At 67.7% G+C, this 14,625-nt stretch carries 18 protein-coding genes; 13 read left to right on the forward strand and 5 right to left on the reverse strand.

Translation table 11 applies throughout. The features are described 5' to 3' along the window. Positions 1-87 precede the first annotated feature (87 nt). Positions 88-279 carry a DUF433 domain-containing protein gene (locus QZW52_RS14875; protein ID WP_294000243.1) on the forward strand — a complete coding sequence of 64 codons (192 nt, stop codon included), beginning with the start codon at positions 88-90 and terminating at the stop codon, positions 277-279. Beyond that, a complete protein-coding gene (locus tag QZW52_RS14880; RefSeq protein WP_294000245.1) occupies positions 276-566 on the forward strand; it encodes a nucleotidyltransferase family protein in 291 nt (96 codons plus the stop codon). The genes QZW52_RS14875 and QZW52_RS14880 overlap by 4 nt, the downstream gene beginning before the upstream one ends. A 243-nt stretch (positions 567-809) precedes the next feature. Here the strand turns inward: QZW52_RS14880 and QZW52_RS14885 are convergent, their stop codons facing one another. From QZW52_RS14885 to QZW52_RS14895, 3 genes are read right to left on the reverse strand one after another with little or no spacing between them, the layout of a single operon-like run. Continuing rightward, positions 810-1,025 (reverse strand): hypothetical protein, encoded by a 216-nt coding sequence (locus QZW52_RS14885; protein WP_294000247.1) that lies wholly within the window; start codon positions 1,023-1,025, stop codon positions 810-812. After that, a complete protein-coding gene (locus QZW52_RS14890; RefSeq protein WP_294000248.1) occupies positions 1,022-1,597 on the reverse strand; it encodes a sigma-70 family RNA polymerase sigma factor in 576 nt (191 codons plus the stop codon). The genes QZW52_RS14885 and QZW52_RS14890 overlap by 4 nt, the downstream gene beginning before the upstream one ends. Next, on the reverse strand, positions 1,594-2,562 hold the full coding sequence (locus QZW52_RS14895; RefSeq protein ID WP_294000250.1) for a catalase family peroxidase: 969 nt from the start codon (positions 2,560-2,562) through the stop codon (positions 1,594-1,596). Before QZW52_RS14895 ends, QZW52_RS14890 begins: the two co-directional genes overlap by 4 nt. A 313-nt stretch (positions 2,563-2,875) precedes the next feature. Here QZW52_RS14895 and QZW52_RS14900 point away from each other — a divergent pair, with 313 nt between their 5' ends. The 7 genes from QZW52_RS14900 to QZW52_RS14930 all read left to right on the forward strand — a co-directional run bounded on the left by QZW52_RS14900 (position 2,876) and on the right by QZW52_RS14930 (position 9,880). After that, entirely contained in the window at positions 2,876-4,543 is a 1,668-nt protein-coding gene (locus QZW52_RS14900) for a CTP synthase (protein ID WP_294000251.1), read from the forward strand. After that, positions 4,544-5,401, forward strand: coding sequence for a 3-deoxy-8-phosphooctulonate synthase (gene kdsA / locus QZW52_RS14905; RefSeq protein ID WP_294000252.1), 858 nt, complete (start codon positions 4,544-4,546; stop codon positions 5,399-5,401). Positions 5,402-5,516: 115 nt separating this feature from the next. Then, positions 5,517-6,800: a phosphopyruvate hydratase gene (gene eno, locus QZW52_RS14910; protein ID WP_294000254.1), complete on the forward strand. Its 1,284-nt coding sequence runs from the start codon at positions 5,517-5,519 to the stop codon at positions 6,798-6,800. A 19-nt stretch (positions 6,801-6,819) separates the two neighbouring features. Continuing rightward, a complete protein-coding gene (gene ftsB, locus QZW52_RS14915) occupies positions 6,820-7,113 on the forward strand; it encodes a cell division protein FtsB (RefSeq protein WP_294000256.1) in 294 nt (97 codons plus the stop codon). Between the two features lie 107 nt (positions 7,114-7,220). Next, positions 7,221-7,847, forward strand: coding sequence for a nicotinamide riboside transporter PnuC (gene pnuC, locus QZW52_RS14920; RefSeq protein ID WP_294000258.1), 627 nt, complete (start codon positions 7,221-7,223; stop codon positions 7,845-7,847). Positions 7,848-7,869: 22 nt separating this feature from the next. Beyond that, positions 7,870-8,508, forward strand: a complete 639-nt coding sequence (locus QZW52_RS14925; protein WP_294000260.1) for an AAA family ATPase — start codon at positions 7,870-7,872, stop codon at positions 8,506-8,508. 61 nt (positions 8,509-8,569) lie between these two features. Further along, positions 8,570-9,880: an acyltransferase family protein gene (locus tag QZW52_RS14930; RefSeq protein WP_294000262.1), complete on the forward strand. Its 1,311-nt coding sequence runs from the start codon at positions 8,570-8,572 to the stop codon at positions 9,878-9,880. Here the strand turns inward: QZW52_RS14930 and QZW52_RS14935 are convergent. Next, the gene (locus QZW52_RS14935) at positions 9,819-10,649 is read right to left on the reverse strand and encodes a ferritin-like domain-containing protein (RefSeq protein ID WP_294000264.1); all 831 of its coding nucleotides are present in this window, start codon (positions 10,647-10,649) and stop codon (positions 9,819-9,821) included. The genes QZW52_RS14930 and QZW52_RS14935 overlap by 62 nt on opposite strands. Positions 10,650-10,706: 57 nt before the next feature. Between QZW52_RS14935 and QZW52_RS14940 the strand changes: the two genes are divergently transcribed. The 3 genes from QZW52_RS14940 (at position 10,707) to QZW52_RS14950 (ending at position 13,002) form a co-directional block, all read left to right on the forward strand. Beyond that, the gene (locus tag QZW52_RS14940) at positions 10,707-11,234 is read left to right on the forward strand and encodes a gamma carbonic anhydrase family protein (protein WP_294000266.1); all 528 of its coding nucleotides are present in this window, start codon (positions 10,707-10,709) and stop codon (positions 11,232-11,234) included. Beyond that, on the forward strand, positions 11,231-12,208 hold the full coding sequence (gene hslO, locus QZW52_RS14945; protein ID WP_294000268.1) for an Hsp33 family molecular chaperone HslO: 978 nt from the start codon (positions 11,231-11,233) through the stop codon (positions 12,206-12,208). Before QZW52_RS14940 ends, hslO begins: the two co-directional genes overlap by 4 nt. 314 nt (positions 12,209-12,522) lie before the next feature. Beyond that, on the forward strand, positions 12,523-13,002 hold the full coding sequence (locus QZW52_RS14950; protein WP_294000270.1) for a DUF1097 domain-containing protein: 480 nt from the start codon (positions 12,523-12,525) through the stop codon (positions 13,000-13,002). A gap of 30 nt (positions 13,003-13,032) precedes the next feature. On the opposite strand, the gene QZW52_RS14955 is transcribed toward QZW52_RS14950, so the two are convergent. After that, a complete protein-coding gene (locus QZW52_RS14955; RefSeq protein WP_294000272.1) occupies positions 13,033-13,974 on the reverse strand; it encodes an alpha/beta hydrolase in 942 nt (313 codons plus the stop codon). A gap of 122 nt (positions 13,975-14,096) precedes the next feature. On the opposite strand from QZW52_RS14955, the gene QZW52_RS14960 reads away from it, so the two are divergent. Further along, positions 14,097-14,625: transporter substrate-binding domain-containing protein (locus QZW52_RS14960; RefSeq protein ID WP_294000274.1), on the forward strand; the 529-nt coding region annotated here is incomplete at its 3' end.

Raw genomic sequence — 14,625 nt, forward strand, 5'->3', positions numbered from 1 at the left:
TCAATCAAGTAGGTTACAAGCAGGCGCGGATCACCACCTTCAGCGGCACACTCCCCCCACCACCGCCGCACCATCACGAGTCCTCCCATGCCCACCCTCGATCGCATCACCCAACGCGCCGACGTGATGGGCGGCAAGGCGTGCATCCGCGGCCTGCGTGTCACGGTCGGCATGGTCGTCGGCCAGATCGCGACCGGGCGCAGCGTCGCCGACCTGCTCGCCGATTACCCCTACCTCGAACACGAAGACATCTTCCAGGCTCTCGCCTACGCCGCATGAAACCCTCCGAAGCCTTGGCCTCGAACCGCGCCGCCATCCGGCAAGTGGTCGAGTCTCACCGCGCCTGCAACGCTCGGGTGTTCGGCTCCGTGCTGCGGGGCCAGGACACGGACGGCAGCGACCTGGACATCCTCGTCGATCCGACGCCGGAAACGACCTTGATGGATGTGGCGGCCATCCAGGTGGCCTTGCGACGCCTGTTGGGCGTGCCGGTCGATGTGCTGACCCCCAGGGCATTGCCCGACCACTTCCGCAGCGTGGTGCTGGCGGAGGCGGTGCCCGTGTGACCAAGACCCTGCGCGTCCCGGACAGGCCATGGAGGCCCAGCGCCCGCGCACCACTGAACGCACTGGCCGTGGCCCGGACATGACCCGCCTCATGCCTGTCAACGCAGCCGAGCCTTGCGTCGGCGAAACAGCCGCTCAACGTCGTTACGACGCCGACAACGCTGCTTGTCCAGCGCCCACGGCGGCTTGCGCTGCGGATTGGGCGGCACCACCGGAACGAAACCGAGTGGCTCACGGCCGCGGCTATTCGTCGCCGGCCAGCAGGCTGTCGAGTTGACCGAACAGTGCCTTGAGCTGCCCCGAGGCGATGACGCAAGGCTTGCATGCCTCGATGTGGGCATGAAGTTCGGCCTGCTCTGTGCCAGTGAGCGGTCGGTCGCGGCTCTCGCAGTACAGCGTGGCGGCCTGCTCGCAGGTGATGTCTTGGTGCGCCTGGTGCGTGGTGGGTGTGGTGGTCATCGATGTTCTCCCCAGCCGTTCACGACGCATCGCCGCAGTTGCAGGCGTGCGCGGTGGAGCACGACACGCAGATTGCCGGCGGAAATGCCCGCCTGGGCGGTGATCTCGTCCGCGTCGAAACCGAGGTATTCGCGCATCAGGAGCAACTGGGCGCTGCGCGGCGGCAGGCAGGCGATGCAGAGTTCAAGCAGCCCCAGCAGTTGCTTCCTGGAAACCAGGGTCTGAGGGCATTGGTGGTCCACGAACGTGGCGGGATCCCAGCGGCCGTCTGCGTCGAAGTCGTTGACGGGTGGCCAGGTGTCGCTGTCTTCGGCCCAGATCTGCGCCCGCGGGGACTGGCGTTGCCGGCGCCGCAGGGCATCAATGATCTTGTGCTTCAGGATGCCAGTGAGCCAGGCACGCAGGGGCGTGGCCGGCGTGTAGCGGTCCCACCCCTGCGCTGCGGCGACCAAGGTGTCTTGGACCACGTCCTCAGCGTCGCCGTCGTTGCGAAGCTGCAGACGCGCAAGGCTCCACAGAAAACGGCGGTGCTCCGCCATTTCGGCGGGCCAGTGCGGCGTCTGACGGGTCATTTCGCCTGGCGGCGGGCGAAGGACACGGCGTAGGCGGCAGCGCGTGCTTTCAGGATCGGATCGTCGGACGGCTCGATACCTTCCGGCAGCAGGGTGGGCACGAAGGTCACGCCGTCGCAGCGTGCGGCATCACCCAGCCCGGTGATGCGCAGGCGGCCCAGCGGGAGAGGAGCCTGGCCATCGCCGGACCATTGCCGGGAGGAATCCACCAGGCTGTCCTGAGGGCCGGGCTGCTGCGCCACGAGCGTGAACTCGACCGCAGCCGAGGCCAGGCGCTGGGTGAGTTCCGGGATCAGGAAGTTGTCCGGCAAGCTGGCCTCGGCGGCGGCATCGAGGTACTGGGTACCGGCTGCGGGTTCCATCACCAGGCGGGCCCAGGTGCCCCGGCCTGCGCGATCGACGAACTTGAAGGCGTTGTTCGAGAAGTAGGGCGTGCTGGCGTAGGAGGCGGGCGCCGCATGCGCAGCCAGCAAGGCCGGCTGGTTCTTGCCTTCCGGGTAGCGCGCGTTATGTGCCGCGATCTTCTCTGGGTCGGGCTTCCTGGTGGCAGGGTCCGGCACACGGGCTTGAAGGAAGCTGACGAAGGACTCCGGTGTGGCGGCGAAGAACACGGGTTCCGACACCATCACCAGATCGTAGGTGCGCGTGCCGTCGCCGATGCGCAGGGCCAGGCCACGCACGGTGCGGCTCTTGTCGGACACGCCTGGGTTGCCGCCACCGACCGACAACCGCCCGACAGCCTCCAGCACCGGGTGGTCGAACAGCGGCGAACGGCTGAGGCGCCGCAACTCGGCGCTGGGTTCGAATTGCCCCACCACGCACTGGCCCTTGGCATGCGAGGCGCGTGCGCCAGCGTGTCGGCCGAACGTACCGTTCAGTGCGTCCACCATCTCGACGGGGTTGGGTGGTGCAGCCGAGGCGTTGGTGGCAAGGGCGGCTGCAGCGGTGAGGAACGGGGCAGACATGATCGCGATTCTCCAGAGCTTGTTGCGGTGCATGGGGTGCTTCATGGGGAGTTTCCAGTGTTGCGAGGGACACCCTCGCGTCACGAGCACTTCGCACGGACCGCTGGAATCGTTACAGCCTTGGTGAAAAAAATTTGGCGCAAGGAGGCGCAGTGGGGAGCGGATCTGTGAAGGCGGTCCGATTGTGGCGACCGGCCACCCCCTCGGTCCCCGCCTCCTGGCCGCCCTATAATCTCGTTTTACCACCACGGCCCTCCTGAAAAGTGCGCCCGGCCGACCGGCCCGCGACACCTCCAAGGGAGGGCCGCTCCACATGACCAAGTTCGTCTTCGTCACCGGCGGTGTCGTGTCCTCTCTGGGCAAAGGCATCGCCGCCGCTTCTCTGGCCGCCATCCTCGAATCGCGCGGTCTGAAAGTCACCCTCATCAAGCTGGATCCGTACCTCAACGTCGATCCGGGCACGATGTCACCGTTCCAGCACGGCGAGGTCTTCGTCACCGACGACGGCGCCGAAACCGACCTCGACCTCGGCCACTACGAGCGGTTCATCACGACGCGCATGCGGAAGTCCAACAACTTCACCAGCGGTCAGATCTACACCTCGGTGCTGGAGAAGGAACGCCGCGGCGACTACCTCGGCAAGACCGTGCAGGTCATCCCGCACGTCACCAACGAGATCCAGGACTACGTGCGCCGTGGCGCCGGGGTCGGCACGCCCGAGGCCGTGGACGTGGCCATCGTCGAGATCGGCGGCACGGTCGGCGACATCGAATCGCTGCCCTTCCTCGAAGCCGTCCGCCAGATGGCCCTGAAGCTCGGCCCGACGAATTCGGCGTTTGTCCACCTGACCTACGTGCCGTGGATCGCCGCCGCCGGCGAGCTGAAGACCAAGCCGACGCAGCATACGGTGCAGAAGATGCGCGAGATCGGCATCCAGCCCGACGCCCTGCTCTGCCGCGCCGACCGCCCGATTCCCGATGAAGAGCGCGAGAAGATTTCGCTCTTCACCAATGTCGCGCTGCACGGCGTGATCTCGGTCTGGGACGCGGACACCATCTACAAGGTGCCACGCATGCTCCACGAGCAGGGCCTGGACGAGATGATCTGCATGAAGTTCCAGCTCCTGACCCGGCCGGCCAACCTCGACCGCTGGGACCGGCTGGTCAAGGAAGTCGCCAACCCCAAGGGCGAGGTCACGATCGCGATGGCCGGCAAGTACACCGAACTCTCGGACTCGTACAAGTCGCTCAACGAGGCGCTGCGCCACGCCGGCATCCACCACCACGTCAAGGTCAACATCGAGTACGTGGACTCCGAGACGCTGACGCCCGAGTCCTCGGCACAGCTCTCGAAGTACGACGCGATCCTCGTGCCCGGTGGCTTCGGCAAGCGTGGCATCGAGGGCAAGATCGTCGCCGCCCGCTACGCCCGCGAACACGGCATCCCGTATCTGGGCATCTGCCTGGGGATGCAGGTCGCCACCATCGAGTACGCCCGCCACATGGCCGGCCTGACCGGCGCCAACTCGACCGAATTCGACGCGGACACCCGGCACCCGGTCATTGCACTGATCGACGAGTGGCAGGACGCCGACGGCTCGATCCAGAAGCGCGACATCCACTCCGACATGGGCGGCACGATGCGCCTGGGTGCGCAGAGTTCCGATGTCAAGGCCGGCACGATCGCGCACGGCATCTACGGCGATGTCGTCACCGAGCGCCACCGCCACCGCTACGAGGCCAACGAGAAGTACCTCGGCACGCTGCAGGACGCAGGACTCGTCATCTCCGCCATCACCCAGCGCGAGAAACTCACCGAAATGGTCGAGCTGCCCAAGGCCGTCCACCCGTGGTACGTTGGCGTACAGTTCCACCCCGAGTTCAAGTCCACCCCGTGGGACGGCCACCCGCTGTTCATCGGCTACATCGACGCGGCCCTCCAGCACAAGGCGGCGGCCGACACGGCAAAGGCAGGTCAGTAAATGCAGCTCTGCGGCTTCGAGGTTGGCCTGGACCGACCGTTTTTCCTGATCGCCGGCACCTGCTCGATCGAGGGGCTGGAGATGTCCATCGACGTGGCCGGCCGGCTCCAGGAAGCCTGCACCGCGCTGGGCATCCCGCTGATCTACAAAGGCTCGTTCGACAAGGCCAACCGCTCGTCCGGCACCAGCCAGCGTGGCGTGGGGATGGACGCGGGCCTGAAGATCCTCGACGAGGTGCGCCGGCAGACGGGCCTTCCGGTGCTCACCGACGTGCATGACGCGGCGCAGATCGCCGAAGTTGCCAGCGTGGTGGACGTGTTGCAGACGCCCGCGTTCCTGTGCCGCCAGACCGATTTCATCCGCGCTGTTGCCCAATCGGGCAAACCGGTGAACATCAAGAAGGGCCAGTTCCTCGCGCCCTGGGACATGAAGAACGTCATCGACAAGGCCCGCGCTGCCGCGAAGGAAGCCGGCTTGTCGGAAGACAGCTTCATGGCCTGCGAGCGCGGCGTGAGCTTCGGCTACAACAACCTCGTGGCCGACATGACCAGCCTCGCCGAGATGCGCAACACGGGCGCGCCGGTGGTGTTCGACGTGACCCACTCGGTGCAGAAGCCGGGCGGGCTGGGCAGCGTCAGTGGCGGTGCCCGCGAGATGGTACCGGTGCTGGCGCGGGCCGGCGTCGGCGTCGGTGTGGCGGGTCTGTTCATGGAAACGCACCCGGACCCGGCCAAGGCGTGGAGCGACGGCCCGAACGCCGTGCCGCTGAAGCACATGCGCGCCTTGCTGGCGCAACTGGTGGCGCTCGACCGCGTGGTCAAGGCGCAACCTTTGCTCGAAAACGATTTTTCCTGCTGAGCCTCGGCCGGATTGTTCAGCGCGGGTAACGGTCGGCAGGCACCATGCACGCCGTTGCGCCCCGCCCCAGAATTTCAGAATCCCAGAATTCGATAGTTGAAACAGGAGAACACCCATGAGTGCCATCGTAGACATCGTCGGCCGCGAGATCCTCGACAGCCGCGGCAACCCCACCGTCGAATGCGACGTGCTGCTGGAAAGCGGCGTGATGGGCCGTGCGGCCGTGCCGAGCGGCGCGTCCACCGGCTCGCGTGAAGCCATCGAGCTGCGCGACGGCGACAAGAGCCGTTACCTGGGCAAGGGCGTGCTGAACGCGGTCCAGAACATCAACACCGAGATCTCGGAAGCCGTGCTGGGCCTGGACGCCGCGGAACAAGCCTTCCTCGACAAGACCCTGATCGACCTCGACGGCACCGACAACAAGAGCCGCCTGGGTGCGAACGCGATGCTGGCCGTCTCGATGGCCGTGGCGCGCGCCGCCGCGGAAGAGTCCGGCCTGCCGCTGTACCGCTACTTCGGCGGCATGGGCGGCGTGCAACTGCCGGTGCCGATGATGAACGTCATCAACGGCGGCGCCCACGCCAACAACAACCTCGACCTGCAAGAGCTGATGATCATCCCGGTCGGTGCCCCCACCTTCCGCGAAGCCGTCCGCTGGGGCGCCGAGGTGTTCCACGCGCTGAAGAAGATCCTCCACGACAAGGGCATGAGCACCGCCGTGGGCGACGAAGGTGGTTTCGCCCCGAGCGTACCGAACCACGAAGCCGCGATCCAGATGATCCTGGACGCGATCGAGAAGGCCGGCTACCGCGCGGGCGATCAGATCGCGCTCGGCCTGGACTGCGCCGCCAGCGAGTTCTACAAGGACGGCCAGTACCACCTCGCCGGCGAAGGTCTCGTGCTGACCGCCGAAGCCTGGACCGACATCCTGGCCACCTGGTGCGACAAGTACCCGATCATCTCGATCGAGGACGGCATGGCGGAAAACGACTGGGCCGGCTGGAAGGTGCTGACCGACCGCCTCGGCAAGAACGTGCAGATCGTCGGCGACGACCTGTTCGTCACCAACACCAAGATCCTGAAGGAAGGCATCGACAAGGGCATCGCCAACTCGATCCTCATCAAGATCAACCAGATCGGCACGCTGTCGGAAACCTTCGCCGCCATCGAGATGGCCAAGCGCGCGGGCTACACGGCGGTCATCTCGCACCGCTCGGGTGAAACCGAAGACTCGACGATCGCGGACATCGCCGTCGGCCTGAACGCCGGCCAGATCAAGACCGGCTCGATGAGCCGCTCGGACCGCATCGCCAAGTACAACCAGCTCCTGCGCATCGAAGAGGACCTGGGCGAGATCGCCGTCTACCCGGGCCGCGCCGCGTTCTACAACCTGCGCTGACCCTGGAACAGGGCTGGGCATGACGACCTCGCGCGTCATCACCGTGCTGCTGCTGGCCCTGCTCGGGCTGGTGCATGCCGCCCTGTGGTTCGGCAGCAGCGGCACGCCGCGCGTGCGGGAGCTGTCGGCGCAAGTCGCCGACCAGCAAGCCCGCAACGCCGCGGCCCGCGTGCGCAACGACCAGTTGCAGGCCGAGCTGAAAGACCTGAAAGAGGGTCTGGAAATCATCGAGGAGACCGCCCGCCACGAGCTGGGCATGGTCAAGCCCGACGAGATCCTGGTGCAGTACCCGCAGGCGCCGCGGACGAACTGATCCACCGGTGACGTGAACGGGCGCGGGATTCGGCGTATGGCCGCCACCCGCGCCGCGTGCCATGATCGTGCGTTTGTCACACGCCTCACGCACGAAAGAACGCCCCGATGGACGCCATCACCACAGCCCTGCAGCCCATCCTCATCCCCGCCTTCACCCTCTGGGAGGCTCCCTTCACCTGGCTGGAGCTGATCGCCTTCGTGCTGTCGATCGCCATGGTGTTCGCCAACATGCGCGTGATGCCCGTCGCGTGGCCGCTGGCGATCGTGGCCTCGGTGCTCTACTTCGGGCTGTTCTGGAGTGGCAAGCTCTACGGCGATGCCTCGCTGCAGATCTTCTTCGCCGTGGTCGGCGCCTGGGGCTGGTGGCAGTGGCTGCGCGGACAGGACGACGGCGGCCCGCTGGTGGTGCGCCACCTGCCCTCGGCGCAGCGGCTGCCGATCCTGGTCGCAGGACTGGCGCTGTGGCCGGCGATCGGCTGGTTCCTGGACCACTACACCGACACCGACGTACCCTACTGGGACGCTTTCCCGACCGCGTTCAGCCTGATCGGCCAGTGGCTGCTGGGCCGCAAGTACGTCGAGAACTGGCCGACCTGGATCGTGGTCAACGTCGTCAGCGTGGCGCTGTTCGCCTACAAGGGCTACTACCTGACGGTGCTGCTGTACGCCATCTTCATCGTGCTGTCGGTGGTGGGCTGGAAGGCGTGGCGCCAGCAGGTCAGCCACCCGTGAGACTTGAACGCCTGAACGCCTGATGGCTGCCCGCGTCATCGCCCTCGTCGGCGCCGAAAGCACGGGCAAGTCCACGCTGGCCCGCGCGCTGGCCGACACGCTGGAGGCGGACGGGCTGGTCGTCACCCACCTCGACGAGTACCTGCGCACCTTCTGCGGTGCGCAGGGCCGCACGCCCCGGCAGGACGAGCAATCCGCCATCGCCGCCGAGCAGACCCGCCGCATCGCCGCCGCCCGCGACGCTAGGTTGCTGCCCGTGGACGTGGTGATCGCGGACACGACGGCGCTGATGACCGCGGTCTACAGCGAGTTGGTGTTCGGCGACACCACGCTGTACGCGCAGGCGCTGGCCGATCACCGGCAGGCCGACCTCACGCTGCTGATGGCGCTGGACCTGCCCTGGGTCGCCGACGGCTTGCAGCGCGACGGGCCGCAGGTGCAGCAGCCGGTGGATGCGCTGCTGCGTGGCGCACTGCTGGGTGCAGGCATCGGCTTCTCGGTGATCGGCGGGACGGGTCCGCAGCGGCTGGCCAACGCCCGTGCCGCCTGGGCCGCCTCGCTGCGCCACGCCACGCCCCGCCCGCCGCAACCCGGCGGCTGGCGCCACCGCTGCGGGCGCTGCGGCGATCCCTTCTGCGAGCAGCATCTTTTTTCACGCTGAACCAGCGCGCGTTCCCCGACCCCTGAAACACCGCGCAAACCCGCATGGCAGCATCGCCGCCGTGACTGCGCGCACCCCACCCCCCACCCTGGCACCCGGCCATCTGGCCCACCTGCCCTCGCTCGACGGCCTGCGCGGCGTGGCCATCCTGCTGGTGCTGCTGCACAACTTCGACGTGCTCGACCTCGGTGGCGCCCGCGCACTGGGGCCGGTGCTGGTCAAGGAGTTTCTCTACATCGGCTGGATCGGGGTGCAGCTCTTCTTCGTGCTGAGCGGCTACCTGATCACGCGCGGCCTGCTGGTCACGCAAACCCGGCCCGACTACTTCGAACGCTTCTTCCTCAAGCGGGTGCTGCGGATCTTCCCGCTGTACTACCTCGCGCTGCTGGTGTTCCTGGTGCTGCTGCCGGCCACGGGCTGGGTGGCGCAGCGGTCCATGCAGTACAGCAGCCTCTGGCTGTGGACCTACCTCTCCAACTGGACCACGCCGTTCGAGCCGACCGGCGGCCCGCTGCCGCACTTCTGGTCGCTCGCCGTGGAGGAGCAGTTCTACCTCGTCTGGCCGCTGCTGCTGTGGAAGCTGCGGCTGCGCTGGGTCTGGCGGCTGTGCCTGGGACTGACGGCGCTGGCGCCGCTGCTGCGGTGGGGGCTGGTGCAGCAGGGGCTTCCGGACGAGGCACTCTACGAGTTCACCTTCAGCCGCATGGACGCGCTGACCGCCGGCGCCGCGCTGGCCGCGTGGGACCAGGGCCGTGCGCTGCACGGGGCCACGCGCTGGCGGGCCTGGCACCTGCAGTTGCTCGGGCTGCTGCTGCTGATGGCGGCGGCGGTGGCGTCGCACGGCTTCCGGCGCATCGGCGCGGTGCCGCAGGTGGTCGGCTACAGCCTGCTGGCGCTGGGCTTCGCGGCGTTCACCGGCTGGGCACTGCTGACCGACCAGGCGCGCAGCCGGGGTGCCAGCGTCAGCCGCTGGAGCGCGGTGCTGCGCTGGTCGGTGCTGCGCAAGTTCGGGCAGTACAGCTACGCGATCTACGTCTTCCACAAGCCGCTGCACGACCTCGTGGGCGAGCCGCTGCTGGCGCGCTGGACCGGCCACGCCCACACCGCCGAGGCCGGTACCGCGCTGCTCTACTTCGCAGCGGCCACCGCCGTCACCTTCGCGCTGGCGTGGCTGTCGTGGCAGGGGTTCGAGCGGCATTTCATGGCGCTGAAGGAGCGGCTGCCGTCCAGTTTCACCGCGTCCGGCACGCCCGGCAAACCGACCCGCCACGCCATCCGCGGCACGGTCACGGCCGCCCAGCGCCGCAACTTCAAGACCCCGAAGGCGGGGTTGCGAGAGGCGCTTCGAGGAAAGCCAGCTCCTCGTCGCTGAAGCCCGCCGCCAGCCGCGCCGCACGGTTGAAGGGGGGCCGCAGCCGTGGCGCCTCGTACTGCGCCACCAGCACGCGGTAGTGCGCCACCGGGTCGATGCCCTCGCGTGCGCAGGCCCAGCGGTACCAGTGGTTGCCGATCGCCACATGCCCGACCTCGTCGCGCAGGATGACATCGAGGATCTCCACCGCCCGCAGATCACCCGCCTTGCGCAGCTTGGTCTGGATGAGCGGCGTGGCGTCGAGTCCGCGGGCTTCCAGGGTGCGCGGCACCAGGGCCATGCGTGCCACGAAGTCGCCGCGGGTCTTCCACGTCATCGTCCACAGCCCATCGTGGGCCTCGAAGTCGCCGTAGGTGTAGCCGAGGGTGGCGAGGTGTTCGGCGACGAGCAGGTGGTGGGTGGCCTCTTCGGCGGCCACGCGCAGCCAGTCGAGGTAGTACGCCGTCGGCAGCCCGGAGAAGCGCCAGACGGCGTCGAGGGCCAGGTCGATCGCGTTCTTCTCGATGTGCGCGATCGCGTGCAGCAATGCGGCGCGGCCCACCAGCGTGAACGGCGAGCGGGGCGGTACCGCGTCCGCCCGCACCAGCACCGGCCGCTCGGGCCGCCCCGGCACACCGGGCGGCTCGGCCAGCACGGCGTCGGGGTCGAGCGGCACGGTCTGCGCGCCGGTCTGTGCCTGGGTCCGCGCCCACAGCGCCTGCACCGCGTATGCTTTGCGCACCGGATCGGCGATGCACAGGGCTTCAAGAGCCAGTTGTCGTAAGTCCATCCCCGGAATTTTCCCCGGTTTCAGGGACCAAGCCCCAGGTTTCAGCAAGGAGTGGCCATGGCCATCTATCAGCTCGGCGAACACGCGCCGCAACTCCACCCCACGGCGTACATCGCCGACAACGCGCAGGTCATCGGCCGCGTCCACATGGCCGAGGACAGCAGCGTCTGGTTCGGCGTCGTCGTGCGCGGCGACACCGACGACATCCGCATCGGCCGCGGCAGCAACGTGCAGGACAACACCGTGCTGCACACCGACGAAGGCATCCCGCTGGTCATCGGCGAACACGTCACCATCGGCCACCAGTGCATGCTCCACGGCTGCACCATCGGCGACCACTCGCTGATCGGCATCGGCGCCATCGTGCTCAACGGCGCGAAGATCGGCCGCCACAGCATCGTCGGCGCGGGTTCGCTCGTCACCGAAGGCAAGGAATTCCCGGACTACGCGATGATCCTGGGCAGCCCCGCCAAGGTGGTCAAGACGCTCACGCCCGAGCAGGCCGAACGCATCGCCTACGGCGCCACGCATTACGTGGACAACGCCCACCGCTACCAGCGTGAACTCAAGGAGATTGCACGATGAGCCAAGGCACCTTGCAAGGCGGCGAACTCCACAAGTTCATTTTCGAAGGTCTGCCGGTGCGCGGCGCACTGGTGCGGCTGACGGGCGCGTGGACCGACATCCTGGCACGGCGGGCCGAGTCGGGCGGGTATCCGGCGCCGGTGCGGCAGTTGCTGGGCGAGATGACGGCCGCCGCCGCGCTGATGCAGTCGGGCATCAAGTTCAACGGCGCGCTGATCCTGCAGATGCAGGGCGACGGCCCCGTGGCGCTGGCCGTGGCCGAAGCGCAGCCAGACCTCACCGTGCGCGCCACCGCCCAGATCACGGGCGACATCCCGGAGAACGCCCGCCTCGAAGCCCTGCTGAATGTCCACGGCCGCGGCCGCTGTGCCATCACGCTCGATCCCAAGGACCGCCAGCCCGGCCAGCAGCCGTACCAAGGCGTGGTGCCACTGCACGGCGACCATGGCGAGCCGCTGCAACTGCTGTCCGAGGTGCTGGAGCACTACATGCTGCAGTCCGAGCAGCTCGACACCCGGCTGGTGCTGGCGGCCAACGACCAGGTGGCCGCGGGCCTGCTGATCCAGCGCCTGCCCATCGAGGGCGAGGGCAACCTGGGCGGGCGCAGCAACGAGGACGAGATCGGCCTGAACGAGTCCTTCAACCGCATCGCCCACTTCGCCGCCACGCTGACCCAGGAAGAGCTGCTGACGCTGGACACCCACAGCATCCTGCACCGCCTGTTCTGGGAAGAAGAGCTGCGCCTGTTCGAGCCGCAGATGCCGCGCTTCGGCTGTTCGTGCTCCCGCGAGCGGGTCGGGCGGATGCTGGTCAGCCTGGGCCGGGACGAGGTGGAGAGCGTGCTGGCCGAGCAGGGTCGGGTGGAGGTGACGTGCGAGTTCTGCGGCCAGCGCCAGCACTTTGACCCGGTCGATGCGGCGGAGCTGTTCCTGTCGGCCGCGGTCCACGTCCCTGGCAGCCCTACGGTGCAGTGAGCCGTCACCTGCTTGATCAATTCGTGACTCATGTCACGAACTAAGCCCTTGGCTACGCCGGGACCGGACAGCTTGTGCCCACACATGCGGGTTTGCGATGACAACCAATCCCTCATGCGCACCTTCCGGCAAGGGGCTTTCCCTGACGAATAACTGACGCGATGCACGGGGCTGGTACCCGTTTTCCAGCGCCATGCCCGCTGGTCCCCACCGCCGCAACACCGTACCAAACCGGCTGCGGCATCCCGGTACAGGCACAGGGCTTGCGAAAGTCTCGGGGTGTTCCCACCCCAACGAGACTGAGGAGATCTGCCATGACCCTGTTGATCGCGCTGACCCTTTCGATCGGCCTGCTGGCCGTTGTCGCCACCTGGCTGTTCCTGGGGCCGCTGGCCGCCATGAACCTGCAGATCTGGCAGGCGTTCATCGCCTGGGCCTGCTTCTTCAACAACGGCGGCAAGTCGGCGGGGCTGAAAACCACCACCATCTGCATGTCCTTCGGCGCCGTGGTGGGCATGGCCTCGGTGCTGCTGATCGGGCAGTTGGGCGGACTGGGCGCACTGGCGGCTCCGGTGGCCGTGGGCATCGGCGCAGCGGTGATCGTGCTGGCGGCGCACCTGCCGCTGCTGTCGGCGATCCCGGCGAGCGTGTATGGCTTCGCGTCGGTCGCCGGGCTGATCCTGCTGAAAGGCATGTCCGCCACCGACGCCATCGTGCCGACCATCCTGTCGATCGTGCTGGGCGCGCTGTTCGGCTGGGCGTCGGAGCAGATCGCCGGCAAGCTGACCAAGTAAGGCCACGCTGTCCGGCGTCACCCGCGCGGCTCAGCCCTGCAAGGCACGGCGCAGGGCGGCCGCGCAGAGGTCCACCGCCGTGTTCGCCTCATCGAGCACCCGGCCCATGGTGAGGAAGCCGTGGATCTGGCGCTCGAAACAGACGTACTGCGCCGCATTGCCCGCTGCGCTCAGGCGGTCGGCGTACTGGCGGCCCTCGTCGCGCAGCGGGTCGAAGCCGGCGGTGAGCACCAGCGCCGCCGGCAAGTCCTGCAAGTCCTCGCGCAGCAGCGGCGAGGCGCGCCAGTCGCTCCACTGCCCCGCGTCCGGGATGTAGTGGCCGCGGTAGTAGGTGATCGAATCGGCGGTGAGCATGTAGCCTTGGCCGCACGCCGTGTGCGACGGGGCGACAGCGCGCATGTCGGTAGCCGGGTAGACCAGCAGTTGAAAGCAGATCGGCAGATCCCCCGCATCGCGCGCGGCGATCGCCACCACCGCCGCCAGATTGCCACCCGCGCTGTCGCCACCGATGGCCAGCCGCGCCGGATCGAGCGCGAGTTCGGTAGCGTGGTCGCGGATCCAGCGCGTGGCGGCCAGCGTGTCGTCCACCGCGGCGGGGAAGCGGTGCTCCGGCCCCATGCGGTAATCCACCGACACCACCGCGCAGCCCGCGCCATTGGCCAGTTGCCGGCACAGCGTGTCGTGCGTGTCACGGTCTCCGATGGTCCAGCCACCACCGTGGTAGTACACCAGCACCGGCAGCACCGTCTCCAACGCCACACCCGCCGGGCGGACCAGCCGCAGAGGAATGTCGCCATGCGGCCCGCTCGCCACCAGTTCCTGCACCAGCGACACCGCGGGCGGATCGGGCTGGGTGAAGAAGCGGCGCTCGCGGTAGAAGCGGCGCGCGTCCTCGGGTGTCATCAGGTGCGTGGGGGGAATGCCGCGGGCAGCGACAAGGTCCATCAGGGCACGGGCTTGGGGATCGAGCAACATCGTCACCTCGGCGACAGGGTGGGGTGGGGGTCGGGTTGACCGCCAGACTGTAACGTTTGCGCCGCCGTACACTGATCGGCTGTTTTTTTATCTTCCTCCTTACCGCAGTGCAGACACCCATGACGACCACTTGGACCACCCGCCGTTTCCTGAAAACCTCCAGCCTGCTGATCGCCGGACTCGTGCTGGCCGCCTGCGGCAAGCAAGAAGCCGCCGCGCCGGCAGCGCCCGCAGCCTCGGCCGCGGCCGCTCCGCCGCCCGCCAAGGTCTACGTCGTCGGCACCGACGCCGCCTATGCCCCCTTCGAGTCGCAGAACGAGAAGGGCGAGATCGTCGGTCTGTCAATGGACATCCTGAACGCCATCGCCGCCAAGGCGGGCATCCAGGTCAAGTTCGTCAACACCCCCTGGGAAGGCATTTTCAACAGCCTGCAGCAAGGCGACCGCGACGCGCTGATCTCGTCCATCACCATCACCGACGAGCGCAAGCAGACGATGGACTTCTCGGCGCCCTACTTCGATGCGCAGCAGCTCATCGCCGTCAAGGCCGACTCCAAGGTCGCCAAGTTCGACGACCTGAAAAAGCTCAAGGTCGGCGTGCAGACCGGCACCACCGGCGATGAAGTCGTCACCAAGTTGCTGGGCAAGA

It is taken from the genome of Sphaerotilus sp. (genome assembly GCF_013299175.1).
Classification (GTDB): Bacteria; Pseudomonadota; Gammaproteobacteria; order Burkholderiales; family Burkholderiaceae_C; genus Sphaerotilus.

Bases quoted from the DNA above. Each gene is read 5' to 3' on its own strand.
- kdsA (WP_294000252.1), top strand. From the start codon at position 4,544: ATGCAGCTCTGCGGCTTCGAGGTTGGCCTGGACCGACCGTTTTTCCTG.
- QZW52_RS14935 (WP_294000264.1), bottom strand. From the start codon at position 10,649: ATGGACTTACGACAACTGGCTCTTGAAGCCCTGTGCATCGCCGATCCG.
- QZW52_RS14940 (WP_294000266.1), top strand. From the start codon at position 10,707: ATGGCCATCTATCAGCTCGGCGAACACGCGCCGCAACTCCACCCCACG.
- QZW52_RS14880 (WP_294000245.1), top strand. From the start codon at position 276: ATGAAACCCTCCGAAGCCTTGGCCTCGAACCGCGCCGCCATCCGGCAA.
- QZW52_RS14925 (WP_294000260.1), top strand. From the start codon at position 7,870: ATGGCTGCCCGCGTCATCGCCCTCGTCGGCGCCGAAAGCACGGGCAAG.
- pnuC (WP_294000258.1), top strand. From the start codon at position 7,221: ATGGACGCCATCACCACAGCCCTGCAGCCCATCCTCATCCCCGCCTTC.
- QZW52_RS14875 (WP_294000243.1), top strand. From the start codon at position 88: ATGCCCACCCTCGATCGCATCACCCAACGCGCCGACGTGATGGGCGGC.
- ftsB (WP_294000256.1), top strand. From the start codon at position 6,820: ATGACGACCTCGCGCGTCATCACCGTGCTGCTGCTGGCCCTGCTCGGG.
- QZW52_RS14950 (WP_294000270.1), top strand. From the start codon at position 12,523: ATGACCCTGTTGATCGCGCTGACCCTTTCGATCGGCCTGCTGGCCGTT.
- QZW52_RS14895 (WP_294000250.1), bottom strand. From the start codon at position 2,562: ATGTCTGCCCCGTTCCTCACCGCTGCAGCCGCCCTTGCCACCAACGCC.
- QZW52_RS14890 (WP_294000248.1), bottom strand. From the start codon at position 1,597: ATGACCCGTCAGACGCCGCACTGGCCCGCCGAAATGGCGGAGCACCGC.
- QZW52_RS14885 (WP_294000247.1), bottom strand. From the start codon at position 1,025: ATGACCACCACACCCACCACGCACCAGGCGCACCAAGACATCACCTGC.
- eno (WP_294000254.1), top strand. From the start codon at position 5,517: ATGAGTGCCATCGTAGACATCGTCGGCCGCGAGATCCTCGACAGCCGC.
- QZW52_RS14900 (WP_294000251.1), top strand. From the start codon at position 2,876: ATGACCAAGTTCGTCTTCGTCACCGGCGGTGTCGTGTCCTCTCTGGGC.
- hslO (WP_294000268.1), top strand. From the start codon at position 11,231: ATGAGCCAAGGCACCTTGCAAGGCGGCGAACTCCACAAGTTCATTTTC.